The organism is Mesorhizobium sp. WSM4935, assembly GCF_029625735.1.
GTDB lineage: Bacteria > Pseudomonadota > Alphaproteobacteria > Rhizobiales > Rhizobiaceae > Mesorhizobium.
In genome coordinates, this window is record NZ_JARTVR010000007.1 from 230,897 (window position 1) to 257,194 (window position 26,298).

At 65.1% G+C, this 26,298-nt stretch carries 28 protein-coding genes; 20 read left to right on the top strand and 8 right to left on the bottom strand.

All coding sequences use genetic code 11. The annotated features are described in order from the left end of the window. From P9273_RS18610 to P9273_RS18635, 6 genes are all read left to right on the top strand, one after another. Positions 1-636, top strand: coding sequence for an alpha/beta hydrolase family protein (locus P9273_RS18610; protein ID WP_278050205.1), 636 nt, complete (start codon positions 1-3; stop codon positions 634-636). A gap of 15 nt (positions 637-651) precedes the next feature. Beyond that, positions 652-1,425, top strand: coding sequence for an exodeoxyribonuclease III (gene xth, locus P9273_RS18615; RefSeq protein WP_278050206.1), 774 nt, complete (start codon positions 652-654; stop codon positions 1,423-1,425). Between the two features lie 153 nt (positions 1,426-1,578). Next, positions 1,579-2,769 (top strand): hypothetical protein, encoded by a 1,191-nt coding sequence (locus P9273_RS18620; RefSeq protein ID WP_278050207.1) that lies wholly within the window; start codon positions 1,579-1,581, stop codon positions 2,767-2,769. A 447-nt stretch (positions 2,770-3,216) separates the two neighbouring features. After that, positions 3,217-4,821, top strand: a complete 1,605-nt coding sequence (locus P9273_RS18625; RefSeq protein WP_278050208.1) for a WD40 repeat domain-containing protein — start codon at positions 3,217-3,219, stop codon at positions 4,819-4,821. Between the two features lie 141 nt (positions 4,822-4,962). Next, positions 4,963-5,634, top strand: a complete 672-nt coding sequence (locus P9273_RS18630) for a hypothetical protein (RefSeq protein WP_278050209.1) — start codon at positions 4,963-4,965, stop codon at positions 5,632-5,634. Positions 5,635-5,865: 231 nt separating this feature from the next. Then, positions 5,866-7,887 carry an amidase gene (locus P9273_RS18635; protein ID WP_278050210.1) on the top strand — a complete coding sequence of 674 codons (2,022 nt, stop codon included), beginning with the start codon at positions 5,866-5,868 and terminating at the stop codon, positions 7,885-7,887. A gap of 75 nt (positions 7,888-7,962) precedes the next feature. Here the strand turns inward: P9273_RS18635 and P9273_RS18640 are convergent, their stop codons facing one another. Then, a complete protein-coding gene (locus P9273_RS18640) occupies positions 7,963-9,201 on the bottom strand; it encodes an MFS transporter (RefSeq protein WP_278050211.1) in 1,239 nt (412 codons plus the stop codon). Positions 9,202-9,299: 98 nt separating this feature from the next. Here P9273_RS18640 and P9273_RS18645 point away from each other — a divergent pair, with 98 nt between their 5' ends. Beyond that, positions 9,300-10,208, top strand: coding sequence for a LysR family transcriptional regulator (locus P9273_RS18645; protein ID WP_278050212.1), 909 nt, complete (start codon positions 9,300-9,302; stop codon positions 10,206-10,208). A gap of 48 nt (positions 10,209-10,256) precedes the next feature. On the opposite strand, the gene P9273_RS18650 is transcribed toward P9273_RS18645, so the two are convergent. Next, complete coding sequence (locus tag P9273_RS18650) at positions 10,257-10,568, bottom strand: hypothetical protein (protein ID WP_278050213.1); 312 nt, start codon at positions 10,566-10,568, stop codon at positions 10,257-10,259. Between the two features lie 37 nt (positions 10,569-10,605). Beyond that, positions 10,606-11,082, bottom strand: coding sequence for a hypothetical protein (locus tag P9273_RS18655; RefSeq protein ID WP_278050214.1), 477 nt, complete (start codon positions 11,080-11,082; stop codon positions 10,606-10,608). A 60-nt stretch (positions 11,083-11,142) separates the two neighbouring features. Between P9273_RS18655 and P9273_RS18660 the strand changes: the two genes are divergently transcribed. The 4 genes from P9273_RS18660 (at position 11,143) to P9273_RS18675 (ending at position 14,185) form a co-directional block, all read left to right on the top strand. Further along, the gene (locus tag P9273_RS18660) at positions 11,143-11,694 is read left to right on the top strand and encodes an isochorismatase family protein (RefSeq protein WP_278050215.1); all 552 of its coding nucleotides are present in this window, start codon (positions 11,143-11,145) and stop codon (positions 11,692-11,694) included. A gap of 51 nt (positions 11,695-11,745) precedes the next feature. Continuing rightward, positions 11,746-12,201: a GFA family protein gene (locus P9273_RS18665; RefSeq protein ID WP_278050216.1), complete on the top strand. Its 456-nt coding sequence runs from the start codon at positions 11,746-11,748 to the stop codon at positions 12,199-12,201. Positions 12,202-12,510: 309 nt separating this feature from the next. Continuing rightward, positions 12,511-13,728, top strand: a complete 1,218-nt coding sequence (locus P9273_RS18670; protein WP_278050217.1) for an amidohydrolase family protein — start codon at positions 12,511-12,513, stop codon at positions 13,726-13,728. A gap of 301 nt (positions 13,729-14,029) precedes the next feature. Then, a complete protein-coding gene (locus P9273_RS18675) occupies positions 14,030-14,185 on the top strand; it encodes a hypothetical protein (RefSeq protein WP_224516067.1) in 156 nt (51 codons plus the stop codon). Between the two features lie 59 nt (positions 14,186-14,244). On the opposite strand, the gene P9273_RS18680 is transcribed toward P9273_RS18675, so the two are convergent. After that, on the bottom strand, positions 14,245-14,985 hold the full coding sequence (locus tag P9273_RS18680; protein ID WP_041001367.1) for a sulfotransferase family protein: 741 nt from the start codon (positions 14,983-14,985) through the stop codon (positions 14,245-14,247). A 269-nt stretch (positions 14,986-15,254) separates the two neighbouring features. Between P9273_RS18680 and P9273_RS18685 the strand changes: the two genes are divergently transcribed. Together P9273_RS18685 and P9273_RS18690 are read left to right on the top strand one after the other, a co-directional pair. Continuing rightward, a complete protein-coding gene (locus tag P9273_RS18685) occupies positions 15,255-16,424 on the top strand; it encodes an aminotransferase-like domain-containing protein (protein WP_278050255.1) in 1,170 nt (389 codons plus the stop codon). Positions 16,425-16,690: 266 nt separating this feature from the next. Next, positions 16,691-17,236 (top strand): YbhB/YbcL family Raf kinase inhibitor-like protein, encoded by a 546-nt coding sequence (locus P9273_RS18690; RefSeq protein ID WP_278050218.1) that lies wholly within the window; start codon positions 16,691-16,693, stop codon positions 17,234-17,236. A gap of 38 nt (positions 17,237-17,274) precedes the next feature. Here P9273_RS18690 and yghU read toward each other — a convergent pair whose 3' ends face one another. Beyond that, complete coding sequence (gene yghU, locus P9273_RS18695) at positions 17,275-18,144, bottom strand: glutathione-dependent disulfide-bond oxidoreductase (RefSeq protein ID WP_278050219.1); 870 nt, start codon at positions 18,142-18,144, stop codon at positions 17,275-17,277. A gap of 214 nt (positions 18,145-18,358) precedes the next feature. Here yghU and P9273_RS18700 point away from each other — a divergent pair, with 214 nt between their 5' ends. After that, positions 18,359-19,261, top strand: coding sequence for a S1C family serine protease (locus tag P9273_RS18700; RefSeq protein ID WP_278050220.1), 903 nt, complete (start codon positions 18,359-18,361; stop codon positions 19,259-19,261). Positions 19,262-19,274: 13 nt separating this feature from the next. Continuing rightward, a complete protein-coding gene (locus P9273_RS18705; protein WP_278050221.1) occupies positions 19,275-20,228 on the top strand; it encodes a LysR family transcriptional regulator in 954 nt (317 codons plus the stop codon). On the opposite strand, the gene P9273_RS18710 is transcribed toward P9273_RS18705, so the two are convergent. Next, a complete protein-coding gene (locus tag P9273_RS18710) occupies positions 20,179-20,907 on the bottom strand; it encodes an SDR family oxidoreductase (RefSeq protein ID WP_278050222.1) in 729 nt (242 codons plus the stop codon). The two genes, P9273_RS18705 and P9273_RS18710, sit on opposite strands and share 50 nt — an antisense overlap. Positions 20,908-20,928: 21 nt before the next feature. Continuing rightward, the gene (locus tag P9273_RS18715) at positions 20,929-21,099 is read right to left on the bottom strand and encodes a hypothetical protein (RefSeq protein ID WP_278050223.1); all 171 of its coding nucleotides are present in this window, start codon (positions 21,097-21,099) and stop codon (positions 20,929-20,931) included. On the opposite strand from P9273_RS18715, the gene P9273_RS18720 reads away from it, so the two are divergent. Further along, a complete protein-coding gene (locus P9273_RS18720) occupies positions 21,086-21,682 on the top strand; it encodes a YdeI/OmpD-associated family protein (protein ID WP_278050224.1) in 597 nt (198 codons plus the stop codon). The genes P9273_RS18715 and P9273_RS18720 overlap by 14 nt on opposite strands. A 186-nt stretch (positions 21,683-21,868) precedes the next feature. Here the strand turns inward: P9273_RS18720 and P9273_RS18725 are convergent, their stop codons facing one another. Next, entirely contained in the window at positions 21,869-22,195 is a 327-nt protein-coding gene (locus P9273_RS18725) for a hypothetical protein (protein ID WP_278050225.1), read from the bottom strand. Between the two features lie 352 nt (positions 22,196-22,547). Here P9273_RS18725 and P9273_RS18730 point away from each other — a divergent pair, with 352 nt between their 5' ends. The 4 genes from P9273_RS18730 to P9273_RS18745 all read left to right on the top strand — a co-directional run bounded on the left by P9273_RS18730 (position 22,548) and on the right by P9273_RS18745 (position 26,293). Continuing rightward, a complete protein-coding gene (locus tag P9273_RS18730; RefSeq protein ID WP_278050226.1) occupies positions 22,548-23,255 on the top strand; it encodes an SDR family NAD(P)-dependent oxidoreductase in 708 nt (235 codons plus the stop codon). A gap of 335 nt (positions 23,256-23,590) precedes the next feature. Then, entirely contained in the window at positions 23,591-24,799 is a 1,209-nt protein-coding gene (locus P9273_RS18735) for an ABC transporter substrate-binding protein (RefSeq protein ID WP_041001350.1), read from the top strand. Further along, positions 24,796-25,596, top strand: coding sequence for an ABC transporter ATP-binding protein (locus P9273_RS18740; RefSeq protein ID WP_278050256.1), 801 nt, complete (start codon positions 24,796-24,798; stop codon positions 25,594-25,596). The genes P9273_RS18735 and P9273_RS18740 overlap by 4 nt, the downstream gene beginning before the upstream one ends. After that, the gene (locus tag P9273_RS18745; protein ID WP_278050227.1) at positions 25,589-26,293 is read left to right on the top strand and encodes an ABC transporter ATP-binding protein; all 705 of its coding nucleotides are present in this window, start codon (positions 25,589-25,591) and stop codon (positions 26,291-26,293) included. Before P9273_RS18740 ends, P9273_RS18745 begins: the two co-directional genes overlap by 8 nt. The last annotated feature ends 5 nt before the right edge of the window (positions 26,294-26,298 follow it).

Below are 26,298 nucleotides of genomic sequence, written 5' to 3' on the forward strand. Positions count from 1 at the left end.
ATGACGCACTTCCTCTTTGACGGCGACGACACCGCCTTCATCACCATCCTTCTCGCGCACGGCGCCGGCGCGTCGATGGATTCGCCTTCCATGACCGCCACCGCCAAGGCACTTGCAGCAGCCGGCTTCCAGGTCGCCCGTTTCGAGTTCCACTACATGGCGGCGCGTCGCTACGGCCATCGCAAGCCGCCGCCGCGCGCCGAGACGGTGAACCCGGAATACATCAAGGCAATCGCCGATCTGCGCGCCAAGGGCGTGACCGGCAAGCTCATCATCGGCGGCAAGTCGATGGGCGGGCGCGTCGCCTCGATGGTCGCCGACGAGATGTTTGCCAAAGGCGAGATCGCCGGCCTGGTCTGCCTCGGCTATCCGTTCCACCCGCCGGGCAAGCCCGAGCAGTTGCGGACAAAGCATCTCGCCGACCTGAGGACGCCGACGCTGATCTTCCAAGGCACGCGCGACGAGTTCGGCACCAAGGACGAAGTCGCGACCTACGGGCTTTCCGACGCGATCGAGGTGATCTGGCTGGAGGACGGCGACCATGACCTGAAACCGCGCAAGGCGATCTCAGGGTTTTCGACCGCGGATCATTTGAGGACGGTGGCGGAGACCGTGAAGGCCAAGCTGGCGCCATGAAGCGGGAGGCGACAAATGAAGATCGCCACCTTCAACATCAACAACATCAACAGCCGGCTGGAAAACCTTCTGGCCTGGCTGGCCAAGGCCAAGCCCGATGTCGTCTGCCTGCAGGAGTTGAAATCCCGCGACACCCAATTCCCGCTGACTAGGCTTGCAAAGGCAGGCTATGGCGCGGTGTGGAAGGGCGAGCCGACCTGGAACGGCGTCGCCATCCTGGCGCGCGGCGCCGAACCGGTGCTGACGCGCGACGCGCTGCCCGGCGACGACGCCGACCGCCAGGCCCGTTACATCGAGGCCGCGGTCGACGGCGTCGTCATCGCCTGCCTCTATGCACCGAACGGCAACCCTCAGCCGGGGCCGAAATTCGCCTACAAGCTCGCTTGGCACGAGCGGTTCGCGGCGCATGCCGGGCAGCTTCTCGACACCGGTCTGCCGGTGGTGCTCGCCGGCGATTTCAACATCGTGCCCGAGCCGCGTGACATCTACGCCACCCGCTCCTACGACGACAACGCGCTGGTGCAACCTGAAAGCCGCGCCGCCTTCGCCGCGCTGATCGACCAGGGCTGGACCGACGCGCTGCGCAAGGTCTTTCCCAAGGAAGAGCGGCTCTACACTTTCTGGGATTACCGCCGGAACCGCTGGCCGCGCGACGCCGGCTTGCGGCTCGACCACATATTGCTGTCGAGGAAGCTCGCTCGAAAACTGAAAGCGGCGGGCATCGACCGCGAGGTGCGGGGAGGGGGAAACCCCAGCGATCACGCGCCTGTCTGGGTGGAGTTGGGGTGAGAAAACAGAAAAACACCAGCATCTCTTAGAGATAGCTTCCGCGAACATAACTTGCGGAGGCAACGTTCGACGCTAGTCTGCTAGGAAATTGAGGGGATTTAAATCTTATGCTGTTAGTTTCGGTCATTTGTACCCGCCCATCGCTTCCCCGCCATGGCTGATACCATCCTCGTCGCGCTCATCTCAGCCCTCGTCCTTGCCGGTGCGATCGCCCTCATCGCGATCGCGCTGCGCTGGCGCCGCAAGCGTCGCAGGGCGCGCGGCAACCCCAATCCGACCGGCGACTATGCGCCACGCGCCAAATGGGCGCCGACATCCGGCAAGCTCAACTTCTCGTCCTTCGTCTACATGGATGTCGACGGCGACGGCACCTACGGTCAAGCCGATCGGCCGATGGCGGGCATCGTGGTGCGGCTTTATGACGAGCGCGGCGCCTTCCTTGCCTCGGCGCGCAGCAACGCCGCCGGTTTCGCCAATTTTCCAATGTCGTCGAAGCGCCGCAGCGCGGCGATCCAGAGGCCCGGCAGCTATCGCTTCTCGGTTTCGGTGCCGCCCGGCTGGCGCGCCAGCAGCGCCAACGCGGACCAGGCGGTCCGCTTGATGGAAGCGCCGGGCTCCATGGTTGGCGTTGCCGGCGAGGGCCTGCCGAAGCCGGTCGGCCTCGCGCCGGGACGGGCGGCGGGCGGGAGCACGCCGGCAAGGGCGGAAGCGACGCTGTCGGTCATGGGCAAGGGCCAGTTGCTCCAAAGCCACGCGCTGCCTGCGGACGCGGCCTTTCGCTTCCCGCTGAGCGTCGATGCCGATGAAATCGTCATTGTCGGCTCAGGGCTCGATCGAAGGCTGAAGCTCTCGGCCTACCCGGTCAATCTCGGCCTGTTGGCGCCCGGCGCGCTCGCGCCCGACGCGCCGCTCAAGGCGATCGGATTCGACGACATAACACCGCGCGGCCTGTGCAAGGTGCCATCTGGTCACGCCGGGCTCGACTGGCGCAATCTCAACGCCATGGCGCGCGACCACACCGCAAACAGCGAGGGCTACGTCAACGGCAACGTGTCGGGCGCCTATATCGCCTACACCAGCAGCGGCCATCCGGCCGAGTTCGGCCGCGCCGCGCCTTTCGGCTTCCATTCGGTAATGCTCACCACGGCATGGCTGACATCGGAAGGCGAGGTGGTGCTGGTCGAAAGCTGGCTAGGCGAGGAACTTGTCGCCAGCGACGAGATCACCCTGTCGGCGCTGGCGCCGGTCCACTATGCGCCAATGCTGAAGGCGGTGACGCGCGTGCGCATTTCCACCAGGCACCACTGGCAGGCCGTGCTGGATGACCTCGTGCTTGCGCTCTGAAACGTCGCAGAAGCAATACCGGCGTGCCGACAAAAGTTTGAGGATTAAATCATCAAGCCGGCGGGGAACTGCCATTGGTGCTGCCGTTGACTAGGGACGGACCCGCCACAACTGCCGAAAGCTTACCCTTGCAGACGAAAACCGGCTTCTCGTAAGTCTTCTTCATGCCACTGCCCTCCAAAAACCCTCACCGCATAATCTCATATGAATGGTTTCTGTCAAGCAATCGGCCAGCGTCGCCGTTCTATAGTTGGGGATAGCGTTTTACTGGTGGAACAGCGGCACGATAGTATGATGACGGCGCTGGGACGGAATGAGAAGCATATCACCTGCGGGGCTGTGTGATGTCTTGCACTTAGCCTTGGCCGCCAGATCGGCTAAGATGCTGGGGCCGGCCTGCCTTCGCCATGTCGCAAGGGAGCAGGCGGAGAGGGGCGGGGAAGACCGATGAAGCGATCGACCGACAGGCTGTTGGCGCTGGCGATGCTGATCGTCGGCATTGCCTGTTTCGCCAAGCTCTATCCGGCGCTGGGCGGCAGCCCCCCGGCGACAGCGCGGCTGGAAATCTTCGGCGCGGCGGGCGTGCTGTCGGTTCTTGCCGGGCTGCTTTTCCTCGCCGGCCTGCTGCCCGGCACCGCCAGGCACGATCCGGCTGCCCCGTTGTTTGGCCGCGATGCCAAGATCGCGCCGGCCGGCCATCCGCGACTGCGCCGCGCAGCACTCGCTTTGCCGCTTTTGGCCCTGCTCCTGATCGTCGCCGACCAGTCCGGTCCGTGGCGGGCGTCGGGGCTGGGCGGCGAAGGGGCGAAGGAAGTCGCCACCGCGCCGGCGGAGCCTCAGCCACCCGGGCCGAAGCCCGAGCCGAAGGCGAGCGCAAAACCAACCACGCCGAAGGCGAACGCAAAACCGACCATGCCGGAGGCGAACGTCGAGCCAGCCGCGCATCAACGGCCGGCGAAGCCCGCGCTGTCCGAGCCGGTTGCGGCTCCCGCCCAGCCGGCGCCGCCGGCCGCCGCGCCGGCCGAGTCCGCGCCGCCTGCCCAACCGGCACGGCATGTCCAGCCGAACGAGCAGATGGCGCTCGCGCCGGCAACGCCGCCGCAGACGGTGGCGCCGCCTCCGCCGGCGCCTCCGGCCCAACCGACCGCGCCGGAAGGTCACCGCGACGCCGTGGTCTGGCTGGCGGTGTCCGGCGACGGCCACGAGATCATGAGTGCCAGCACCGACCGCATGATCAAGCTCTGGGACATCGACGGCAAGCGGCTGATCCGCGATCTTGGTGAGCACAAGGACATGGCGCGCAGCGCGCTTTTTATGCCTGACGGCAAGACCGCGCTCACTGCCGGCGACGACGGCGAGGTCGTGCTGCGCCAGCTCTCCGACGGCACGGTGCTGCACGTCTTCTCCTCAGGGGCGAACGGCGGCGTCAGGCAACTGAAGGTCAGTCAGGACGGCAAGCGCGCCGTCAGCGGTCACGACACCGGTTCCGTGGTTGTCTGGGACCTCGAGAAGGGGACGGTGTCGCATGTGCTGCCGGGCCACGACTGGTCGGTGAGCTCCGTCGCCATCTCGCCCGACGGCACCATGGCCCTCACCGGCAGCATCGACGGTGAGCTGAAGCTTTGGGATATCGTTGCCGGCAAGCAGCTGCGCAGCTGGCACGGCCACGACCGCGGCGCCTATGGCGCGGTCTTCCTGGCCGATGGCCATCACGCGGTGACCGGCAGCGGCGACTACACGATAAAACTCTGGGACCTCGACACCTTCAAGGAAATCCGCCGCTTCGACGGCCATTCCGGCACGGTCTATGCGCTGGCCCTGTCGGCCGACGGCAAGCGCCTCGGCTCCGTCTCGCTCGATGGCACCGCGAGAATATGGAACATTGAGACCGGCGCCGAGATCGCCGAGTTCGACCCCGGCACCGGCCCGATGTATTCGGTGGCGTTTGCCGCCGACGGCACGCTTTTGACCGGCGGCATCGACCGCGCCATCCGCGACTGGCCTGCGGCAGGCGGCGATGGCACGGTGATGTTTGCCGGGGCGCCGGAATAACGTTGCCGATTGGCGAAAGACCGCGTGACAGCCGATCTCCCCTTGCGGAGATGCTCGGCGGGGCAGAAGGAGGGTCGCTGTCCCGCCAGCCTATCCGAAGAAGGCCTGTACAAGAGCTGTCGGAGCAGCCATCGTCGCCCCGTGAGCAACACTGCCGATCCCACTTATTTTGTCCTGCAGGAGATCGATCCCGCAACCGGTTCAGCTGTCTCCGAGGCTCGAATCTGCGTCTTGGACCTGAAAAAGCTCAGTGCGGTTCTGGGTTGCAGCAGCACACAGCTATCAGGCTTGTGGGAATTGAACCCAGGGGATCTTCAGAGGCTGGGCGCAATAAGTGTTCCGCCCTGCGAGCCAGACCCGAGGTTCAATCGCATCGAGTCCTGGCATCCAGTCCGCGAGACACCGTATCTCGTTCATACAAATTTCGAACTGCCGCTGATGTTGGAAGGCCGCAAGCCGTTGGCGATGTTCCAAGACGCCTATCCAACACAGTGGCTGAAGGACACGCTGAAGCGCTTCGATCCCGTCGTTCGATCCGGTCGGTTGGTCCGCCGCATCGTCGACACGCCGTTCACCGAGGCCGAGCGCGCGCTCTTCCCCGGGTTCCGGAAATGGCGACGCATCTTCTTCGCCTTGCCCGGAGAGGAATGGCGGATAGAGGCTTTTCTGCTGGTGTCGAAAGTCTCAGCCAAGACCGGCTGGAACGAAGCTCTCGAAAGGATGGAGGGCTCGCTTCTCGGCTATGAGGATTGGCAGAACGACTGGTGGATCGAACATAGAGCAGGGCACCGGGAGGACGTTCGTGAAAACTAGGGTAGCGCTTGTCGGGCTATGTGAGAGACCGGCCGGACAGCATCCCCCTCTGGCCTGCCGCGCATCTCCTCCGAGAGAGGGAGATCAGCAGCTTCGGCGATAGCACCCCCTGCAACGTCGGCGATTGTCGAAAGCGGTCGCGCCAGCAATCTCCTCTTGCGGAGGAGATGCGCGGCAGGGCAGAGGGGGTGTGACGGAACGCAGCCTCTGCAAAGGAATTCGCCCGCCATCATGCCTACGCTCCAACTGGTCGAAGCTTCGATCGCCGATCTGCGCCGCGCGCTGGAAGACGGCACGGTCACCAGTGTCGAACTGGTGGGCGCTTATCTCAGGCGCATCGCCCATTACGACCGCCACGGCATCGCGCTCAACGCCGTGCCCATCCTCAATCCAAACATGTTCGAAGAAGCGGCCGCCTCGGATCGCCGCCGTCGCGAGGGCAAGACGCTAAGCCCGCTCGATGGCATCCCCTACACCGCCAAGGACAGCTACAAGGCCAAGGGGTTGACGGTGGCGGCCGGTTCGCCCGCCTTCGAGCATCTCACGGCAAACGAGGACGCTTTCACCATTGCACGCCTGCGCGCGGCGGGCGCGGTGCTGATCGGCCTCACCAACATGCCGCCGATGGCCAATGGCGGCATGCAGCGTGGCGTCTATGGCCGCGCCGAAAGCCCGTACAACAGGGATTTCCTCACCGCCGCTTTCGCCTCCGGCTCGTCGAACGGTTCCGGCACGGCGACCGCCGCCAGCTTCGCGGCTTTCGGGCTGGGCGAAGAAACCTGGTCGTCCGGCCGCGCCCCGGCTTCCAACAATGCGCTGGTCGCCTACACGCCCTCGCGCGGCGTCATCTCGGTGCGCGGCAACTGGCCTCTGGTGCCGACCATGGATGTGGTGGTGCCGCATACGCGGACCGTTACCGACATGCTGGAGCTGCTCGATGTGATCGTCGCCGACGATGCCGAGACGCGGGGCAATTTCTGGCGCGTGCAGCCCTGGGTGCAAATCCCGAAAGCCTCGGCGCTGCGGCCGGCGAGCTATGCGGAGCTTGCCGTGCAGGGCGCGCTCAAGGGCAAGAGGCTCGGCGTGCCGAAAATGTATATCGGCAAGGGTGAAGGCGCCGACCGGCCGATCGAGACACGCGCCTCCGTGCTTGAGCTTTGGCGGCAGGCGGCGCGCGATCTGGAAGTGCTCGGCGCGGAGGTCATCGAGGTCGATTTTCCTGTCGTCTCCAACTACGAGCGCGACCGCCCGGGCGCGCGCTCCATGGTCGACCGCGGGCTGGTGCCGGCGGAATTCGCCGAGCGCGAGATCTGGGACCTTTCCATCTGGTCATGGGACGATTTCCTGCGCGCCAATGCCGATCCGGCCATCCACGATCTTACTTCGGTCGACGGCGCAAAGATCTTCCCGCAACCGCCGGGCACGTTGCGCGACCGCTATGGCGATGCCGATTTCGATCTGGCGCAATATGTCGAGCGCGCGAAGCAGGGCGTGGCGCGACTGGAAGATATCCCAACCATCGAGGACGGTCTGAAGGGCCTGGAAGCAACGCGCCGCGCCGACTTTGAGGAATGGCTCGATGCCAACCGCCTCGATGCCGTGGTGCTGCCGGCGGTCGCCGATGTCGGCCCGGCCGATGCCGATGTCAACGAGGCTTCGGCCCGGCTTGCCTGGCGCAACGGCACCTGGGTCGCCAACGGCAATCTGGTCTGGCGCCATCTCGGCATCCCGACGGTGACGGTGCCGATGGGCACCATGGCCGATATCGGCATGCCGGTCGGCCTTACCTTCGCCGGCAAGGCCTATGACGACGTGGCGCTGCTGACGGTCGCCGGCGATTATGAGCGCGCCACAAGGCGCCGCACGGCTCCGCCGCGCACGCCGCCGCTGTCGGAGGATGTGTTTGCGGGGGGCAGCGGTGTGACGAGTGGTGCCGGCGATGCGCCGGTTGCCCTGATGCTGACCGCCGAAACCGTCCGCGCCGGCGACACGGACGAGATCACGATCGCGCTGGAGATCGAGGCGGGCAGGCTGGGGCCGGAGGCGGCTGTGAAAGTCCACGTCAACGGGGAGCCGGTGATCATGCAGGCCGGCGGGAACCGCTACACCGGCCGGATCGTGGTGCCGGCCGCGACGCATCAAGGCTTCCACAGCGTATGGCGCGGTTCCTATGGCTCTATCGTCACCGCTATCGTGAGGCTGGCAGATGGGCGCACTGCCGGAGCGTATGCCGTGACGGGCGGGATTGGCTGAGGCGCTGAGCTGCCGATCGCCCCCACAAGGGAATTAAGCGCTCCGGCGCCGGCGCTTCCTTCACAAAGCACCCTGCTACTCCACCCAATCCACCACCAACGCTGCCGCTCCGAACACAGCGCCCGTCGCACAAACCGCATTCCAGCCACCCCAGGCCCAGGCGACGCCGGCAAGCAGCGAGCCGATCGCGCCGCCGATGAAGAAGATGCCGACGAACAGCCCGTTGATGCGGCCGCGCGCCTTCGGCTGCAGCAAGTTGACGGCGCGGCGGCCAAGCGTCTGGTCGCCGGTGACTCCGATATCGAGCATCACGGCGCTGACGCCCATGAAGATGAGCGGCAGCCATAGCGGGCCGGCCTTAGCCGAGCCGGCCCACGCGGCTAGGCCGAGCGCCGCGATCAGCACGAGATGGCATAGAACCGTGGCCTGGCGCGTAAAGCCGCGGTCGCCGGCGCGGCCGAAGATCGGCGTCACCGCCGCACCTCCGGCGCCGACCAGCGCGAACAGCGCGATGCCTTTCTGGCCGAGATCGAAGGGCGGAGCCGAGAGGCGGAGCGCCACTGCCGTCCAGAACACGCTGAAGGCCGCCATCACCAGGCTCGCCGTGAAGGCGCGGCGGCGCAGCACGGGCTCCTGACCCAGAAGTCCGACCAGCGAGGCGATGAGCCCCGCATAGTTTGCATGCGCCAAGGGGGTCCGCCTCGGCAGCGTTAAGCCAAGCAGGATCGCGAGCAGCCCAAGTGCCGCGGCACTGATGCCATAGAAGGCGCGCCAGCCGAAGGCGTCGGCGGCGAGGCTGGCGATCGGACGCGACAAGAGGATGCCGATCATCAGCCCGCTCATCACGTCGCCGATGACGCGCCCGTCCTGTCCCGGCGGCGCCATCGAGGCCGCAACCGGCACCAGCACTTGGATGCAGGAACAGGCGGCGCCGAGCACGAACAGCACGGCAAGGAGCGATGCGGCCGACGGCGCGAAGGAGGCGACCACCGCAGCGAGCGCGGCCGCGCACAACATGCGCAGCACCAGCGCGCGGTTCTCGACCAGATCGGACAGCGGCACCAGGAAGAACAGCCCCGCCGCATAGCCGAGTAGCGTGGCCATCGAGACCAGGCCGCTTTCCGATGCCGCGGCGCCGAGCGAGGGGCCGATCAGCCCGACCAGCGTCTGCGGCGCGAACAAATTGGTGACGATGATGCCGACTGAGGCGGCAAACAACAGCGTCTGGGAGCGGGTGATGGTGTTGCCGTTGGCATGCCGCGACGGGTCAGCGAACTCGGCCGTCGCGATCCGTGCGTTGTCTGTTCCGTTCATGGGTAGCCTCGCTGTCCGCAGCATTCGCGAGGACTTTATTCGCACCGATCATAATGCTTACCATTGAAATAATCTGATAATAATTATGCAAGATACGCATGAACATCCATGACCTCGAAGCTTTCGTCGCCGTCGTAGAAACCGGCTCCATCGTCGGTGCTTCGGCCAGGCTCAATCTCACCCAGCCCGGCGTGACGCGCCGGGTGCAGAATCTCGAAGAGCGGCTGGCGACGCCCTTGCTCGATCGTCAGTCGAAGCCGCTCAAACCCACCGCATCGGGCCGCGAGGCCTATGAGCATGGCCGTCGCGTGCTGCGCTCGCTGGAGGATCTGAAGGCGGGCGTCTCGCCGGACGGCGAGGTCAGGGGCGAATTCCGCCTCGGCATCATGCCCTATCTCTCGACCAGCGCGCTGTCCGAGCCGCTCGACAGCTTGCGCGCGGCCTTCCCGCAGCTGACGCTGAAGATCACCTCCAGCCTGTCGCCGCGCTTAGTGGAGCAGGTGCTGCACAGCGAGATCGACGCGGTCGCGGTCTGCCTCGCCGAGGGCGTCGCGCCGCCGCCGGAGCTCGTCGGCGACGATCTCGGCGTGCAGGCGGTGCTGTTGGTGGCCGCGCCAAGCCTCGGCGTGCCGAAGCCGGCGGAGCTCAACGATCTCGCGCGCTACCCTTGGGTGCTCAATGAAACCGGCTGCGGCTTCCGCGCGTTCATCCGCCACCGTTTCGAGGCGGCGCGGCTGCCGTTCCAGGTCGGCGTCGAGGCGCAGGGCGCGGATCTGAGAATGTCGCTGGTGGCGCGCGGGCACGGCATCGGCGTCGTCACGCCGGGCGCGCTGTCGGGCAGCCAATGGCGCGACGCTGTCGAGGTGATCGATTGCCCTGGCTTCAAGCCGCAAGTGCGCTGCTGGCTGCTCCACCGCCCCCCGGCCGGCAGGCTGGCGCGCCCGATCACCGTCTTCCGCGACGCGCTGGCGGAGGCGCTGAAGGGCCCGATGCCGCTGATGTCGTAGGTGCGCTATCTCAACCCCAGCTAAATCAGACCGGTCGCCTGCAAGCCATCATTCCTCCTCAGGCTCTTTCATCGCGCGATGCCACGGTTGGTCCTTGCCGTCCCGCCAGGCACACCAGCCATAGGGGAGGTCCCAGAGTTCGCGGAGCGAGCTATCGAATTTCACCATCTCAGACAGGCCGACAAGCATGGCGTCGGCCATCCTGAAATCGACAGCCCGGTTCAGGAACTGCCAGGCGCCATCGTCGTCATCGTGAGCAACGTAATCTACAATGTGCTCGCCCCTGATTATCTGATGAATCGTAATGACGGCCACATTTGGCGGATCGTCAAAAGGCCAATCAGGGTCAGCGACAGTCATACGTAAGTTCCCGTGGGTTGGCGTATGATGCTTCTCGTCAGGAAGGCAATGAAGCGAGCCAGGCGTCCCAGCATTCCTGTTGCATCCTTGGAAAGGCAGGCACCACATCGTGGCCATCGGCAAAGATGTTGACCAGGTCCGTCTCCTTCGGTGGCTGTCCCATCCTTATTTTGCAGGCGATTAGTCCCCGGCTCATTTCGATCACCGTTCCCTCCGGGTAGACTCTCCCGCTGGCGCCGTAGCAGAAAGGCAGCAGTCCATCCAGTTCAAGGCGCAGGCGAATCTGGAATAGCGCTTCGAAATAGTCGTCCTCTTCGACCTCGATGACCTTGTCCCGATAACTGCAGACGAGTCGGCATTTTGTCCCCGCATCATGCAGCGTAAAGACAGCCTGCTCGTCATTGCCGTGTGTGCCTGCCCCGATCAGGAATACGGTGTATTGTTCCATCATCCTGCCCCCATTGCTTGTAACGATAGTTGCATCGCGCGCATATTGCAACTCTTGATTGTTCATAATCGCTTATGAGTTGTACCTCGTCCTTGACCCATCCTCCACTCACGCTATCTTGCCGCCATGCCAGATACAGCTCCCTCCGCCGCAGCGCCGCTGATCGTCATCGACCTGCAGACCGGCATGTTCGATGGCCGTTTCGATCCGCCGATCCACGACGCCGACACGATCGCCGAGCGCGCGCGCAAGCTGATCGACTGGGCGCGGCGTTCCGGCCGCAAGGTGGCGTTCATCCGCCATGACGGGCCGGAAGGCGATCCGCTGGCGCCGGGCGCCTCCGGCTGGCCGGTATGGCCGCTGCTCGGCCAGCACGCCGACGAGCCGACCTTCGGCAAAAGCGTCGGCAATGCTTTCTCCAACCCAGAACTCGCCGAATGGGTGGCTAGGCAGGGCGCAAACGACGTCGTGCTCATCGGCGCTCAGACCGATTTCTGCGTCGCCGCCACCGTAAAGGGCGCCTTCGCCCAAGGCCTCGGCGTCACCCTGGTTTCCGATGCGCATTCGACGCTGGATTCCTTGCAGGAAAAGGCGCCCGACATCGTTGCCCGCCACAACCAGGCCTTCGAGGAACAGGGCGTGCGGATGAAAACGACGGCAGAGCTGACGGAAGGCTGAGCGCCGTCTCCCACAAGGGAGAAGGATGAACCCCAACCCAAGGAGCTGTTTTTGCCCACCCTCACTCTTCCCGCCGAAGGCGGCTGCCGCTGCGGCCGTGTGCGTCTGAAGATATCGGTAAGGCCGCTGCTCACCATGGCCTGCCACTGCACCGGCTGCCAATCGATGTCGTCGAGCGCCTATTCGCTGAGCGCGGCGATCCCGTCGGAAGGGTTTGAGGTGACCAAGGGCGAGCCGGTGGTCGGCGGCCTGCATGGCGCGTCGAAGCATTATTTCTGCGGCTACTGCATGACCTGGATGTTCACGCGCCCGGAAGGGATCGACTGGTTCGTCAATCTGCGCCCGACCATGCTCGAGGACCATGCCTGGTTCGCGCCCTTCATCGAGACATGGACGGCCGAGAAATTGCCCTGGGCGGCAACGGCGGCCGTGCACAGCTATGAAGCGCTGCCGTCCTTCGAGGAATACGAGCCGCTGGTCGCCGAATACGCCGGCACCCAAGGCTGATCAAAGCGGGCCGGTCGAAAAACGGCGATCCAGGGCAGGGGCGCCGTTGCCATTTCCGTTCATGGTCGACGCGGCCGTTGGGGGCGCATTGTTGGGGATGTGCTTGGGCGTCCGCGTCGACCACGGCGGCCTCATACCGCAGGCTTCACCATGGCACATTTGCCGACCGCTGAAACTTCCGCGAAAACGGTATATTGCGGCGGTTGCACTTGCCTTCCTGCACAGGAGAAAGCAAGGGCGAAACAGTTTCTATCCCTTGCTGCATTGACCCCGTCCGCCCGACCGGCGACGACTGACGCTTCCTTTTCAATGGATTGCATCGTGAATCAGACTCATTTTCTCAACGCCAGGCTCGCCGACGGCACGGTCGCTGACCTCACCGTAGCCGACGGCCGCTTCAGCGCCATCGCGCCTGCAGCCAACCCGACGCCGCTACCGGCCGGCACCATCGATCTTGCCGGCCAGTTGGTGCTGCCGGCCTTTGTCGAGGGCCATATCCATCTCGACACTTCCTTCTATGGCGATGCCTGGCGTCCGCACATTCCCTGCACCAATGGTTTCGACGTGCGCGAGCGGGTCGCTTTCCAGATGCGCAACCTCGAGCAGGCGGCACCAATGGAGGAGCGGGCGAGAAACCAGCTCGAGCTCTGTGTCGGCAATGGCAGTCTCGCCATGCGCAGCCATGTCATGGTCGATGCCGCGGTCGGGCTGAAGCATGTGGAGACGATTCTAGGGGTGCGGGAGAAATACCGCGACCTGATCGACATCCAGCTCGTCGCCTTCCCGCAGAGCGGCATCCTGTCCTCGCCAGGCGCGGCGGAGCTGCTCGACGAGGCGCTCAAGCTCGGCTGCGACCTGATCGGCGGCCTCGACCCGGCAAGCTTCGACCGCGATGTAAAGGGCCACCTCGATGTCGTCTTTGGCCTTGCCGAAAAGCACGGCGCCGGCGTCGACATCCATCTGCATGACCGCGGCTCGCTCGGCCTGTTCGAGATCGAGGAGATCGTCACCCGGACCACGGCATCGGGCATGCAGGGAAAGGTTGCCGTCAGCCATGCCTACGGGCTGGGCGACATCTCCGCCGATGGGTTGGACAGGGTTGGCGAGCGGATCGCCGCCGCTGGCGTCACCATCATGACCAACGCGCCCGGCGATCATCCTTTCCCGCCCGTGGCGGCGCTGCGCAAGGCGGGTGTCACGGTCTTTGCCGGTTCCGACAACATCCGCGATTCCTGGTGGCCCTATGGCGATGGCGACATGCTCAACCGCGCCAACATGATCGGCTACCGCTCCGGCTTCTACGAGGATTGGGAACTGGAAGCCGCCTGCGACGTGGTCAGCCATGCCGGCGCCAAGGCGCTAGGGCTCGAAGGCTACGGCATCGCCGTCGGCGCCAGGGCGGATTTCGTTGCGCTGAGCGCCGCGCATATCCCGGAAGCGGTGGTGGCGGTGCCGAAGGAGCGCACCGTCTATCGCGCCGGCAGGGAAGTGGCGCGGGGCGGAAAAGTGAGTGCGAGATGCAACTGATTTAGGGGCGCCCGTTTGTGCCGAGCTACAAGCCGCGCCGCCGCCTCGCTAGTTAGGGGAATCAGCCCATCAGGCGACAAGCCCAAGCGCCTGACATTGCGCGCCATGCAAGCTCCCGATTTTCGCGCAGACCGCGTGGCCGATCCTACAAACTAATTTGCATGCATATGTTTCAAGCCGCTCCGGCTTCGTGAAGCATTTCACCGTTCGCGCGCTATCGACTGGTTACAGACGCATCGCAAAAGCGGCGCTGGGAAGAGGCGGCGCCGGTTTTCCGCCGCTGATTGATATGGAGGCTCTCATGATCAAAAGTCTTAACAGGATCCGCGCCGCCTTCGCGCAGGCCAGCAAGCGCCGGAGAACGACGCGCGAGCTCTACGAACTGCCGGCGGAGATCCAGAAGGACATCGGCTGGCCCGAGCGGGCCGAGCCCGACGAAATCCGCCTGCCGTTCTAGTCGCGCGGCGCCGACGCGAGGCCATCGGCGGTCGTGGTGGCTTGATGGGTCCCCGCCGGTTACCCCAGCCACCACCACAAGCCGCCAGCCGCCAGCGCGATCAGCACCGCGACGCCGGCAAGCATCAGATAGGATCCCGCGATCATGCCGTTGATGATCTTCTTGATGCTGGCCCGGTCGTTGAGATTGGGGAACGGCTCGTTGGGCAAAGCGACGCCGAGGAAATCGCAGAGCGGCGCCCAGCCATCGCTGACCTTGAACACCAAGAGCTTTTCCGGCGGCACTGCCGCCTTCACCTCTTCGATATAGGAATTGTAGCGCGCGACCGCCTTGTCGCGGTCGTTCATCACGCCTTTCAGCGTCCGGCCCCAGACCAGCTTGCGCGACATGTCGCCGAACTTGCGGCCGAATGGCGTGAGCCATTCCAGCACCTTGAACTGCCAGACATTCTCGGTGAAATAAATCGTGTCGATGGTGCTCTCATACCAGGCTTCGGCGCCGCGCGGGTGCAGCGTCAGAAGCACTTTGGCGTCCGGATAGGCGACCATCAGCTCGCGCCACACGCAGCAGCCCGGATTGTCCACGGTCGCACGATAATTGGCGAAGACACGGTTCCAGTCGTGCTGCGTGCCGGGCGGGCTGTTCGCCACCTTTCGCCAGAAATCGAGGTGGCCCTTGTTGGCCTTGTTGATGATGACTTCCTGCATGTGATAGCTCGGAAAACCGAGCCGGTTCAGGGCGGCGAAAGTCGACCACGTGCCGGTGCGGCCAAATCCGGCCCCGATGACCTCGAGTGTCATGCGCGTTCCCATTCGTCCGGATTGATTTTCTCTCGGCTCCCGGTTCCTGGGCCGCGATCGTGCGCCTGTCCGGCCAACCGCGCAATGGCTTTCCATTAGCATGCGTTGAAAATCTGTGGGCCAAATGTCGCCTCGACGATGCGCCATGACCGTTTTGTGTATTCACGCGAAACGCGTGGCCTGATAATAGGTCAACCAAGCTGACCTAAATAGCACTGCGGAGGTGCGCCTTGACCCTGTTGAACCTTCTGGCCTCGCGCTCCTCGCGCATGAAGGCTTCGGAAATCCGGGAGCTGTTGAAACTGCTCGACCAGCCGGACATCATCTCCTTCGCTGGCGGCATTCCCGACCCCTCGCTGTTTCCGGCCGAAGCCATCGGCGATGCCTACCAGGCCGTGCTGGGCGGCGCCGAGGCGGGCGCCGCGCTGCAATACCAGGTTAGCGAAGGTTTTCTGCCGCTGCGCAAATGGCTGGCCGCCTATATGGGCAAGCTCGGCGTTCAATGCGACGAAGGCAACATCTTCATCACCTCCGGCTCGCAGCAGGCGCTCGACTATCTTGGCAAGCTCTTCCTGTCGCCGGGCGACACGGCCTTGGTCACCTGGCCGACCTATCTCGGCGCGCTTCAAGCGTTCAATGCCTACGAGCCGCGCTACGACCGGCTGAACACCGCCGGCGGCAACATGACGCCGGCGGCCTATCGCGCTGCGGCCGCTGCAAATGGCGGCAAGGTGAAGTTCGCCTATCTGGTGCCGGATTTCGCCAACCCGACCGGCAACACGCTGAACGTCAAGCAGCGCGAGGCGGTGCTCGATCTTGCCGGTGAGCTGGACATCGCCGTCATCGAGGACGCCGCCTATCGCGCGCTGCGCTATGACGGGGAGGGCGTGCCGCCGATCCTGGCGCTCGACTGCGCCCGCTCCGGCGGCATCGATCATGCCCGCACGCTCTATTGCGGCTCCTTCTCGAAGATCCTGTCGCCCGGCATGCGCGTCGGTTGGGTCTGCGCGCCGCGCCACGTCGTGGAGAAGCTGGTGCTGATGAAGCAGGCCTCCGACCTGCACAGCCCCTCGATCAATCAGATGGTCATGCATCGCGTCGCGGAGACCATCTTTGACGCACAGGTGGACAAGCTGATCGGCGCCTACCGCAAGCGCCGCGACGCGCTGCTTGGCGCGCTTGAGGCCAATATGCCGGAAGGCATTTCCTGGAGCCGTCCGGACGGGGGAATGTTCGTCTGGCTGACGCTGCCGGAAGACACGGACGCAACCGAGCTCCTGGCGCGCTCGGTGAAGGAGGCCCGCGTCGCCTTCGTGCCCGGCAACGCCTTCTACGCCGACGGCACCGGCCGCAACACGCTGCGCATGTCCTTCACCCTTGCCGACGGCCGCGCGGTGAACGAGGGTGTGCCGCGGCTGGCGAAGCTGCTGCGGGGCTGAGCTGGCCATCACCTCATTCTCGCGCAGGCGTGATTGGTAGTGCGCAGGCGTGATTGTCCGCGCGGCCGATTCCTCGGCTAGTGTCGCGGCTGATCCAACACCCCCTGGATCGAACCGACCGTGGGGTCCCACCTCCATGGACCGAACGAAAGAGCCCCGACGGCCTCCACCGGCGGGGCTTTTTTGCTGTCCAGGCGGGCGGTCGCGCCAGCTTGCCCTTTTTCGGACCGCTTTTCCGCTACGCTGTGTTGTTCAGGGAGGATCAAATGACCGTGCGCCTCGGTTTCACCATGCTCGCCCTAATCGCCTTCGCCACCCAGGCGCAGGCGTTCGAGATTTCCAGCCCGTCGGTCTCCGACGGCAAATGGGCCGCGAAATATCTCGGCGATAAGGCCGGCTGCGGCGGACAGAGCGTCTCGATCGCGCTTGGCTGGAAGGATCCGCCAGCGGGAACGAAAAGCTACGCGCTGACCATGTTCGACACCGATGCCAATGGCGGCAAGGGGTTCTGGCACTGGCTGGCCTGGAACATCCCGGCCAGCGCCAAGGGGCTGCGCGAGGGTGCCGGCGCGCAAGGCGGCAAGCGCATGCCCAAGGGCTCGGTGCTGGGCAAAGGCGGCGTCGGCCGCGCCGGCTATTTCGGCCCGTGCCCGCCTCCCGGCAGCGGCGACCATCACTATGTTTTCACGCTGTACGCGCTGGGTGAAAAGACATTGCGCATACCGGCCAACCCGCTGCCGGAGATGGTCTCGGTGGCCGCCAAGAGCTCGGCGCTCGGCGTGGCGACCGTGACCTATACCTATGGGAGGTAGCGGGGCGCCGGTGACGCCAATCTTCCGGCGAGATTACCTCACTCGGCCGCCTCGAGCTTATCCTGCGTCTTCGTCTCGAAGTCGCTGGCGTCGTGGCGTTCGCGCAGCTGGAAGGCCGGATCGCCGGACATGCGGTTGACCATGCGCCCGCGGCTCACCGCCGGCCGCGCGTCGATCGCGTCGGCCCAGCGCTGCACATTCTTGTACTCGTGCACGGACAGGAACTCCGCGGCGTTGTTGTAGCTGCGGCCCTTGGCGAGCCCGCCATACCAGGGCCACACCGCAATGTCGGCGATCGTGTAATCGGGGCCGGCGAGATACTCGCTCTCCGCCAGCCTGCGGTCGAGCACATCCATCTGCCGCTTGGTCTCCATGGCGAAGCGGTCGATCGCGTATTCGATCTTCTGCGGCGCATAGGCGTAGAAATGGCCGAAGCCGCCGCCGAGATAGGGCGCGGAACCCATCTGCCAGAACAGCCATGAAAAGGTCTCAGCTCGCGCCGCGCGCTCAGTCGGCAGGAATTCGCCGAATTTTTCGGCGAGATAGGTAAGGATCGAGCCGGACTCGAACACGCGCACCGGCTTTGGCTCGCTGCGGTCCATCAGCGCCGGGATCTTCGAGTTCGGGTTGACCTTGACGAATCCGCTGCCGAACTGGTCGCCGTCGCCGATCTTGATCAGCCAGGCATCGTATTCCGCGCCCTTATGGCCGAGCGCCAGAAGCTCCTCCAGCATGATCGTCACTTTCTGACCGTTGGGCGTGGCCAGCGAGTAGAGCTGCAGCGGGTGCTTGCCGACCGGCAGTTCCTTCTCATGCGTCGGGCCCGCGATCGGCCGGTTGATCGAAGCGAACTCGCCGCCATTCGGCTTGTTCCAGGTCCAGACTTTCGGCGGGATATATTCGTCCATGTGCGGAGGCCTTGTGGGTTTCAGCTTGTGGATTCAGGGGGCTGCGACGTCTCCTGATGGCGATAGACTTAGGTGCGGTCGCGCGCGCGTCAAAGAAAAAAGTTCAATCTTCGTTGAACTAGTGCTTGTGCCAGCTTGGCAAGGGAAGATCCGCCCTTGCGTCGCGCGCCTTCGGCCATACTTATAGACAAAGACCGCAATGCAGGATGGATTGATGACCATCGGAAAGATTTCGCGCTCCGTCGTTGCCGTGCGCGCCATGGTGCCGGACGACGCTTTCACCGCCAATGCGCTGGGTACGCGCCGTGAGGGCAGCGGCGTGGTGATCCGCGACAATGGCCTTGTGCTCACCATCGGCTATCTCATCACCGAGGCCGAGGAAGTGTGGCTGACCGACCAAGACGGCCGCGTGGTCGCGGCTCATGCGCTGGCCTATGACCAGGAGACCGGCTTCGGCCTCGTCCAGGCGCTGGCGCCGCTCGGACTGCCGGCGGTCCAGTTCGGCAGCGCCAGGAAGGCCAATATCGGCGATGCCGTGACGCTCGCCGACGGCATCGGCCAGCAGGTCGATGCCCACATCGTCACCAAGCAGGAATTCGCCGGCTACTGGGAGTATCTGATCGACGAGGCGATCTTCACGGCACCCGCGCATCCGTCCTGGGGCGGTGCGGCGCTGTTCGACCGTGACGGCAAGCTGCTCGGCGTCGGCTCGCTGCGTCTGCAGATGAGCCGCGCCGGGGAGGTCGCCGACATCAACATGGTCGTGCCGATCGACCTTTTGATGCCGATCCTCGACGATCTCATCAAGCGCGGCCAGGCGGCCAAGGCGCCTCGTCCGTGGCTCGGCGCCTTCTCGGCCGAGTCGAACGGCATGGTGGTGGTGATGAGCGTGGCGGAAGGCGGCCCGGCCGCCCAGGCGGGCCTGCGTCAGGGCGACATCATCTCCGACGTGCGCGACGGCGAGGTCGACGGTCTTGCAGATTTCTACAGAAAGCTCTGGCAGAATCCGGCCGGCTCGGAAATCCCGCTGCGCGTCGTGCGCGACGGCCGCGAGACCTGGCTGCGCGTCAAATCCGCCGACCGCAATTCCTTCCTGAAGAAGCCGCAACTGCAGTAGCTCTGAAGTGCCGATGCATCCCAGGCTGCTGAAGACCTTCCTGGCGGTCGCGCGAACGCACAACGTCACGCGCGCGGCACAGGAGGTCAATCTCGCGCAGTCGAGCGTCAGCGACCAGATCCAGGCGCTGGAAACCGAGCTGGGCGCGAACCTCTTCACCCGCTCGCGGCAGGGACTTGACCTGACGCCGGCGGGCGAGGCGCTGAAGCCCTATGCCGAGGACCTGCTGGCGCTTGCCGACGATGCCCGGGCCGCCGTAAATCTCACCCGCGCCGGGACGGCCGGCAGCCTGTCGATCGGCGCCCTGGAGACGATCGCCTCGGCAAGGCTTGCCGGCTGGCTCGCCGGTTTCCGGGCCAAGCATGCCGGTATCGACATCAAGCTCAAGGTGGCCGGCAGTGGCGAGCTGCTGCGCCGGCTGGGCGACGGCGAGATCGACGTCGTTTTCTGCTTCGAGCGACCCGCCGAACTTGAGGACGCCGTCGCACCGGACCCGCGCTTTGCCAGGCGCGTGGTAGCGGCCGAGCCGCTGGCGCTCATCGCGCCGCCCGGCGACAACCGGACCGATATCGACTTGGCGGCGCTGGCCGCGAAGCATTTCGTCGCCACCGAGATCGGTTGCGTCTACCGTGCCATGGTCGACAAGGCGTTCGCCGAAGCGGGCCTGGGCGAGCCAAGCTTGGCCGCCGAAGCCGGCAGCATCGACGCCATCGTCGGGCTGGTGGCGGCAGGCGCCGGCTTTGGCCTCGTGCCGCGGCTGGCGGTTGCCGCCGCGATCGAGCGCGGCGAAGTCGCCGAGCTTGCCTGGCCGGGCTCGGTCCGCTCGGCCGACGTCGTGATGACCTGGCGCCGACGGCGCGTGCAGCCCCCGGTGCTGAAAGCGCTGCTCACCGCTATAGGGGAGGGCTTCGCGCCGCTCACACCAGCCGGTGTCCGCCCTCGACATGCAGCGTCTCTCCGGTCGTGAAGCCGTTGCCGATCAGGAAGCGGATTGCGTCGGCAATGTCCTCGGGCCTTCCGACCCGCCCCGCGGGCAATCGCTCCGCCATGGCGGCCAGGGTCTCGGCCTTCCTGTCGCCAGCGACGAACTCCCAGATCGGCGTATCGACCCAGCCCGGCGAGACGGCGTTGACGCGGATCGGCGCCAGCTCGACGGCCAGAGCCCGCACCAGCCCTTCCAGCGCTGCGTTGACAGCCGCGACGACCGAGCCGCGCGCCGCTGGCCGATAGGCGGCGATGCCCGAGACGAAGGTGAGGGAGCCGCTCGGCGGCAGCATCGGCGCGCCATGCTTGGCGAGCAGCAGCGGTCCATAGAACTTGCTTTCCACCACACGCTGCGCGGCTGAAAGCTCGATCTGCGGCAACAGCCGATAGGCGCCCTCTATGTCGGCCGCCGTGCTGACGATATGATCGACCCTGCCGATGCGCTGAAACAGCGTGGCGACCTCATCCTCGCGGCTGATGTCGGCCACGGCCGTTAGAAGTGTGTCCCGGCGGCCGAGCGCTTCCCGCGCCGCGCTGAGCTTCGCTTCGCCGCGCCCGGCGATGATGACCTGCGCGCCTTCCTCGAGGCACCGTCTGGCAAGCGCCAGCCCCATGCCCGAGCTGCCGCCGACGACCAGGATTTTTTGCTTGTACATTTCCATGCCTTTCCGTTGCATGGACGGTCATGTGGCAGGCTGGCTTGCGGAGCGGAAACGGAAGAAACCGATAGTGGTATCGGGGATGTCGATTGCTTGCAGCTGCTGACGGAAACTGTCGCCAGCCGTCGCTGCAAACGCCGTAGAATCATCCACACTGCCTGCGGCGAAAAACGAGGTGATGATGGCCCCGATCAAGGTCGATCCGGACAAGGTGCGCGAATTCCCAGACGCGGAGAGCTTCTATGCCTGGCTTGCCGACAACCACGACCGCGAAAGCGAGGTCTGGATCAAGATTCACAAGGTCGGTTCGGGACTGCCTTCGATCACGCCGAAGGAAGCGATCGACGTCGTGCTCTGCTTCGGCTGGATCGACGCGGTGCGGAAGTCGCTCGACGACAAGAGCTTCCTGCAGCGCTACACGCCGCGCGGCAAAAAAAGCATCTGGAGCAAGATCAACATCGACAATGTCGCGCGCTTGATTGAGGCGGGCCGCATGACCGAGCACGGCCTGCGCGAGGTCGAGGCCGCCAAGGCCGACGGTCGCTGGGACCGCGCCTATGGCGGATCGAGGGAGATGACCATCCCGCCCGACCTGCAGGCCGCGATCGATGCCGAGCCGAAGGCGAAGGCAATGCTGGAGAAGCTTTCGGCGCAGAACCGCTTCGCGCTCGCCTTCCGCACCCACAACATGAAGACCGAGGCAGGGCGCAAGAAGAAGATCGCCGATCTGGTGGCGATGCTGAAGAGCGGCGAGACGATCCACCCGCAGAAAAAATAGGGCATGATCCCGAACCGAAGGACGCGGCTAGCGAAAAGTGGTTGCCGGTTTTCGGGAAAGATCATGCCGCACTAGGACCGCAATCAAAAACGCCGCCCGGAAGGGACGGCGGCGTTTTCGGGAAGCGATGATCCTGAACCCTTTGCAAGCGGTCCAGGATCATCCGGTCATGAAACGCGACAGGTCTTACGCGGCCTTCTTCGCAACATGCTTCTTCACATGGTGCTTGCGCACGTGATGCTTCTTCACGTGATGCTCCCGCACATGATGCTTGCGGTGGTTCCTAAGGTGGTGCTTGCGGGCGTGATGGCGGCGATGATGCTTCTTCAGCTTCTTGTGCGGGCCATTGGCGGCGGGCTTTGCCGTTTCGGCGGCCGCCGGAGCGGCGGTGGTCGCGGCCGGAGCCGTGGTCGTCGCCGGAGCCGTGGTCGTCGTGGTCTGGGCGTTGGCGGCCGGCACCGCGAAAGCGAGCGCGACGGCAAGGCCGAGTGCGGAAAGAAGGGTCTTTTTCATAGTCGGCATTCCTTTCGAGGATCGATGTCTGTTGTCGCGCCGCGTCGTTCGGCTGCTCCGCTTACCGTTATGACAGCAGCTCTTTTCGCGAGTTTTTCCACACTGTTGAATCTTGTTTCCCGATTGTGTCCGGCTCCTCCCCGCGGAAAGGGATGGCCGCGGGGCAAGTGCGGGCCGGCAACAGTCGCCGTGGCGATCAGCCATCGGCTTGCGATGAAGGCGGCCATCCACCGGCCGGTTGAGACAGGCTTTTCATGAGCCCAATCGCACGATGCGTGCGAGTTCCGCGCCCTAATCATTCGATCCGATCGGTGCCATCTTGCTGTCGACGTCCCGAACAGGAGCAGGAACAATGACCACCAACACAGATCCTTCCGGCAAGGTGGCGCTCGTCACCGGCGGCAACCGTGGCATTGGCCTGGAGACGGCAAGGCAACTGGCCGAACTCGGCTTCGCCGTGCTGATCGGCGTGCGTGATCTTGCCAAGGGCGAGGCGGCGGCGAAGCGGCTTCACGGCAAGGTCGAAGCCATCGAGTTGGATGTCGCCGCGCCCGAGGCGGCGGCCCGCGCCGCGGCAGAGGTCGAACGCCGGTTCGGTCGGCTCGATATTTTGGTCAACAACGCGGCGATCCATTACGACCCTTCGGCGCGGGCGCTCGAGCCCGACTGGACCGTGATCCGCGAGGCCTTCGAGACCAATGTCTTCGGCGCCTGGCGCGTGGCCGCTGCCTTCGCGCCGCTGCTTGGTGCTTCCGGCCACGGCCGGCTGGTCAACGTCTCCTCGGAGGGTGGTTCGCTCGCTTCGATGGGTGCCGGCGCGCCGGCCTACTCGACCAGCAAGGCGACGCTCAACGCGCTGACCCGCATCCTGGCCGCGGAACTGCGCGGCTCAGGCGTCCTGGTCAATTCGATCTGCCCCGGCTGGGTCGCGACCGAGATGGGCGGTTCCGGCGGGCGACCGGTCGCGGAAGGAGCGGCCGGCATCGTCTGGGCCGCGACCTTGCCCGACGATGGCCCGACCGGCGGCTTTTTCCGCGACGGCAAAAGGCTGCCGTGGTGAGCGGCCGGTCATTGTCGGCGCGCAGTCCGAAGCCTAGCGTTCCGATGTCTTCGACAGCAAAACAAGTGGCCGCGACGTGAGAGCGACGCTTGGTGTTCAAGGCTGACGAACGGTCACGCTGCCGTGACATCACCTGCCCATGCGCCATGCTACGAAAATAGCATTCCAGGCTCATGAAATGTGATGCTAGGTTCCTGCATGCGGGGCGGTAGAGGGTCGGGCAGAGGAGGGCAACCGGGCGCGAAACCCGCATTTTCCAAGATATCGGGCGCAACCATTGAACCATCGCGAGGCCGCCGCGTTTCCTGTGGCTGGCCACCAGGGAGGAACCACCAGTGAAAGCATCCTGTCTCGTCTCGGCCGCGCTGCTCGCGGCGACCGCAATGCCGGCGGCGGCCGGCCAGATTTCCGACGGCAAGGTCAAGATCGGCATCTTGAACGACCAGTCGGGTGTCTACGCCGATTTCGGCGGCAAATGGTCGGTCGAGGCCGCCAAGATGGCGGTCGAGGATTTCGGCGGCAAGGTGCAGGGCGCGCCGATCGAGATCGTCAGCGCCGACCATCAGAACAAGCCCGACATCGCCTCCAACATCGCGCGTCAGTGGTACGACACCGAGCAGGTCGACGCGATCATGGAGCTCACGACCTCGTCCGTGGCCCTGGCCGTCCAGGGGCTTTCCAAGGAAAAGAAGAAGATCGACATCGTCACGGGTGCTGCCGCCACCGACCTCACCGGCAAGCAATGCTCGCCCTACGGCTTCCACTGGGCCTATGACACCCATTCGCAGGCCGTCGGCACGGGCGGCGAGCTGGTCAAGCAGGGCGGCGATAGCTGGTATTTCATCACCGTGGACTACGCCTTCGGCTATTCGCTGAAGGACCAGACCGCCAAGCTGGTCGAGGCCAGCGGCGGCAAGGTGCTGGGCGAAGTGCGCTATCCGCTCGGCTCCACCGACTATTCGTCCTTCCTGCTCCAGGCGCAGTCCTCCGGCGCCAAGATCGTCGGGCTCGCCAATGCCGGCCTCGACACATCCAATTCGATCAAGCAGGCCGCCGAGTTCGGCATCGTCGCCGGCGGCCAGCGGCTGGCGGCGCTGCTGTTCACGCTGGCCGAAGTGCACGGTCTCGGCCTGCAGGCGGCGCAGGGCGTTGTGCTGACCGAAGGGTTTTACTGGGACCGCGATGACAAGAGCCGCGAATTTGCCCAGCGCTTCTTCAAGCGCACCAACCGTATGCCCAACATGATCCAGGCCGGCACCTATTCGGCGGTGACGCAATATCTCAAGGCTATCGACAAGGCCGGCACCGACGAGACCGAGGCGGTGGCCAAGCAACTGCATGAGATGCCGGTCAACGACGTCTTCACCGCCAATGGCAAGGTGCAGGCCGACGGCTCCATGGTGCACGACATGTATCTCTATCAGGTCAAGAAGCCGGAAGAGTCGAAGAAAGACTGGGATTACTACACTTATCTGGCGACGATTCCCGGCGACAAGGCCTTCATGAAGGCCGAGGACAGCGGTTGCCCGCTCGTCACCAAGTGACGCCCGACACCGCCACCGCTGTCCGCCAGGACAGCATCGATGAGACGCCGCGGGTGGTGCTTTCCGCCCGCGGTCTGCGGCGCGACTTCGCCGGCTTCGTCGCGGTCAAAGATGTCGACCTCGATGTCCACCACGCCAGGATCCATGCGCTCATCGGCCCGAACGGCGCCGGCAAGACGACCATTTTCAACCTGTTGACCAAGTTCTTGCAGCCGACCAGCGGCAGGATCGAGTTGCTCGGCACCGACATCACCCGCACGCCGCCGGCGAAAGTGGCGCGCATGGGCCTCGTGCGCTCCTTCCAGATTTCGGCGATCTTTCCGCACCTCTCGGTGCTCGACAATGTGCGCGTGGCGCTGCAGCGCCCAAGCGGGCTGGGCTACCAGTTCTGGCGCCCCGTCTCGGCGCTCGACCAGTTGACGCCTAGAGCGCGCGAATTGCTTGCCATCGTCGGCCTCGACGACGTCGCGCATCGCCTGGCGGGCGATCTCTCCTATGGGCGCAAGCGCGTGCTGGAGATCGCCACGACATTGGCGCTCGACCCGAAAGTGCTTCTGCTCGACGAGCCGATGGCCGGGATGGGGCATGAGGATGTCGGCATGATCTCCGGCATCATCCGCTCGCTGGCCAGGGACCGCGCCGTGCTGATGGTCGAGCACAATCTCACCGTTGTCGCCGACCTCTGCGACTGGATCACCGTCATGCAGCGCGGCCAGGTGCTGGCGGCCGGCGACTATGCCACCGTCAGCCGGGACGAGCGCGTGCGCGTCGCTTACATGGGGACGGAGCATGAGTGAGCCGCTGCTTGCCGTGCGCGACCTGAACGCCTGGTATGGTGAGGGCCATGCGCTGCACGGCGTCAATCTCGACGTCATGCGCGGCGAGACCGTGACGCTGCTCGGCCGCAACGGCGTCGGCAAGACGACGACGCTGCGCGCCATCATGGGACTGATCCGCAAGCGCACCGGCTCCGTAACCTTCAACGGCAAGGACCTGATCGGCCTGCCGCTTCACCGCGTCGCCCATCAGGGCATCGGCTTCGTGCCGGAGGAACGCGGCATTTTCGCGACGCTGACCGTCGACGAGAATCTCGTCCTGCCGCCGGTGGTGGCCAAGGGCGGCATGAGGGTGGAGGAGATCTTCGAGCTCTTCCCCAACCTCAAGGAACGCCGCAACAGCCAGGGCACGAAGCTATCGGGTGGCGAGCAGCAGATGCTGGCGATCGCCCGCATCTTGAGGACCGGCGTCGAGATGCTTTTGCTCGACGAGCCGACGGAAGGGCTGGCACCGGTCATTGTCCAGCGCATCGGCGAGTTGCTGGCGACGCTGAAGAAGCGCGGCATGACCATCCTCCTAGTCGAGCAGAATTTCCGCTTCGCCGCCCGCATCGCCGACCGATTCTACCTGATGGACCACGGCAAGGTGGTGGAAGGCTTCCCGGTCGGCCAGCTTTCAGCGCACACCGATAAGCTGCACGAGGTGCTGGGGGTATGATGGCG

Coding starts and splice junctions, on each gene's coding strand:
- P9273_RS18705 (WP_278050221.1), top strand. CDS start 19,275: ATGCATCCCAGGCTGCTGAAGACCTTCCTGGCGGTCGCGCGAACGCAC.
- P9273_RS18635 (WP_278050210.1), top strand. CDS start 5,866: ATGCCTACGCTCCAACTGGTCGAAGCTTCGATCGCCGATCTGCGCCGC.
- P9273_RS18745 (WP_278050227.1), top strand. CDS start 25,589: ATGAGTGAGCCGCTGCTTGCCGTGCGCGACCTGAACGCCTGGTATGGT.
- P9273_RS18625 (WP_278050208.1), top strand. CDS start 3,217: ATGAAGCGATCGACCGACAGGCTGTTGGCGCTGGCGATGCTGATCGTC.
- P9273_RS18680 (WP_041001367.1), bottom strand. CDS start 14,985: ATGACACTCGAGGTCATCGGGGCCGGATTTGGCCGCACCGGCACGTGG.
- P9273_RS18660 (WP_278050215.1), top strand. CDS start 11,143: ATGCCAGATACAGCTCCCTCCGCCGCAGCGCCGCTGATCGTCATCGAC.
- P9273_RS18610 (WP_278050205.1), top strand. CDS start 1: ATGACGCACTTCCTCTTTGACGGCGACGACACCGCCTTCATCACCATC.
- P9273_RS18700 (WP_278050220.1), top strand. CDS start 18,359: ATGACCATCGGAAAGATTTCGCGCTCCGTCGTTGCCGTGCGCGCCATG.
- P9273_RS18645 (WP_278050212.1), top strand. CDS start 9,300: ATGAACATCCATGACCTCGAAGCTTTCGTCGCCGTCGTAGAAACCGGC.
- yghU (WP_278050219.1), bottom strand. CDS start 18,144: ATGGACGAATATATCCCGCCGAAAGTCTGGACCTGGAACAAGCCGAAT.
- P9273_RS18650 (WP_278050213.1), bottom strand. CDS start 10,568: ATGACTGTCGCTGACCCTGATTGGCCTTTTGACGATCCGCCAAATGTG.
- P9273_RS18725 (WP_278050225.1), bottom strand. CDS start 22,195: ATGAAAAAGACCCTTCTTTCCGCACTCGGCCTTGCCGTCGCGCTCGCT.
- P9273_RS18720 (WP_278050224.1), top strand. CDS start 21,086: ATGGCCCCGATCAAGGTCGATCCGGACAAGGTGCGCGAATTCCCAGAC.
- P9273_RS18685 (WP_278050255.1), top strand. CDS start 15,255: ATGAAGGCTTCGGAAATCCGGGAGCTGTTGAAACTGCTCGACCAGCCG.
- xth (WP_278050206.1), top strand. CDS start 652: ATGAAGATCGCCACCTTCAACATCAACAACATCAACAGCCGGCTGGAA.
- P9273_RS18675 (WP_224516067.1), top strand. CDS start 14,030: ATGATCAAAAGTCTTAACAGGATCCGCGCCGCCTTCGCGCAGGCCAGC.
- P9273_RS18710 (WP_278050222.1), bottom strand. CDS start 20,907: ATGGAAATGTACAAGCAAAAAATCCTGGTCGTCGGCGGCAGCTCGGGC.
- P9273_RS18655 (WP_278050214.1), bottom strand. CDS start 11,082: ATGAACAATCAAGAGTTGCAATATGCGCGCGATGCAACTATCGTTACA.
- P9273_RS18620 (WP_278050207.1), top strand. CDS start 1,579: ATGGCTGATACCATCCTCGTCGCGCTCATCTCAGCCCTCGTCCTTGCC.
- P9273_RS18690 (WP_278050218.1), top strand. CDS start 16,691: ATGACCGTGCGCCTCGGTTTCACCATGCTCGCCCTAATCGCCTTCGCC.
- P9273_RS18730 (WP_278050226.1), top strand. CDS start 22,548: ATGACCACCAACACAGATCCTTCCGGCAAGGTGGCGCTCGTCACCGGC.
- P9273_RS18640 (WP_278050211.1), bottom strand. CDS start 9,201: ATGAACGGAACAGACAACGCACGGATCGCGACGGCCGAGTTCGCTGAC.
- P9273_RS18670 (WP_278050217.1), top strand. CDS start 12,511: ATGGATTGCATCGTGAATCAGACTCATTTTCTCAACGCCAGGCTCGCC.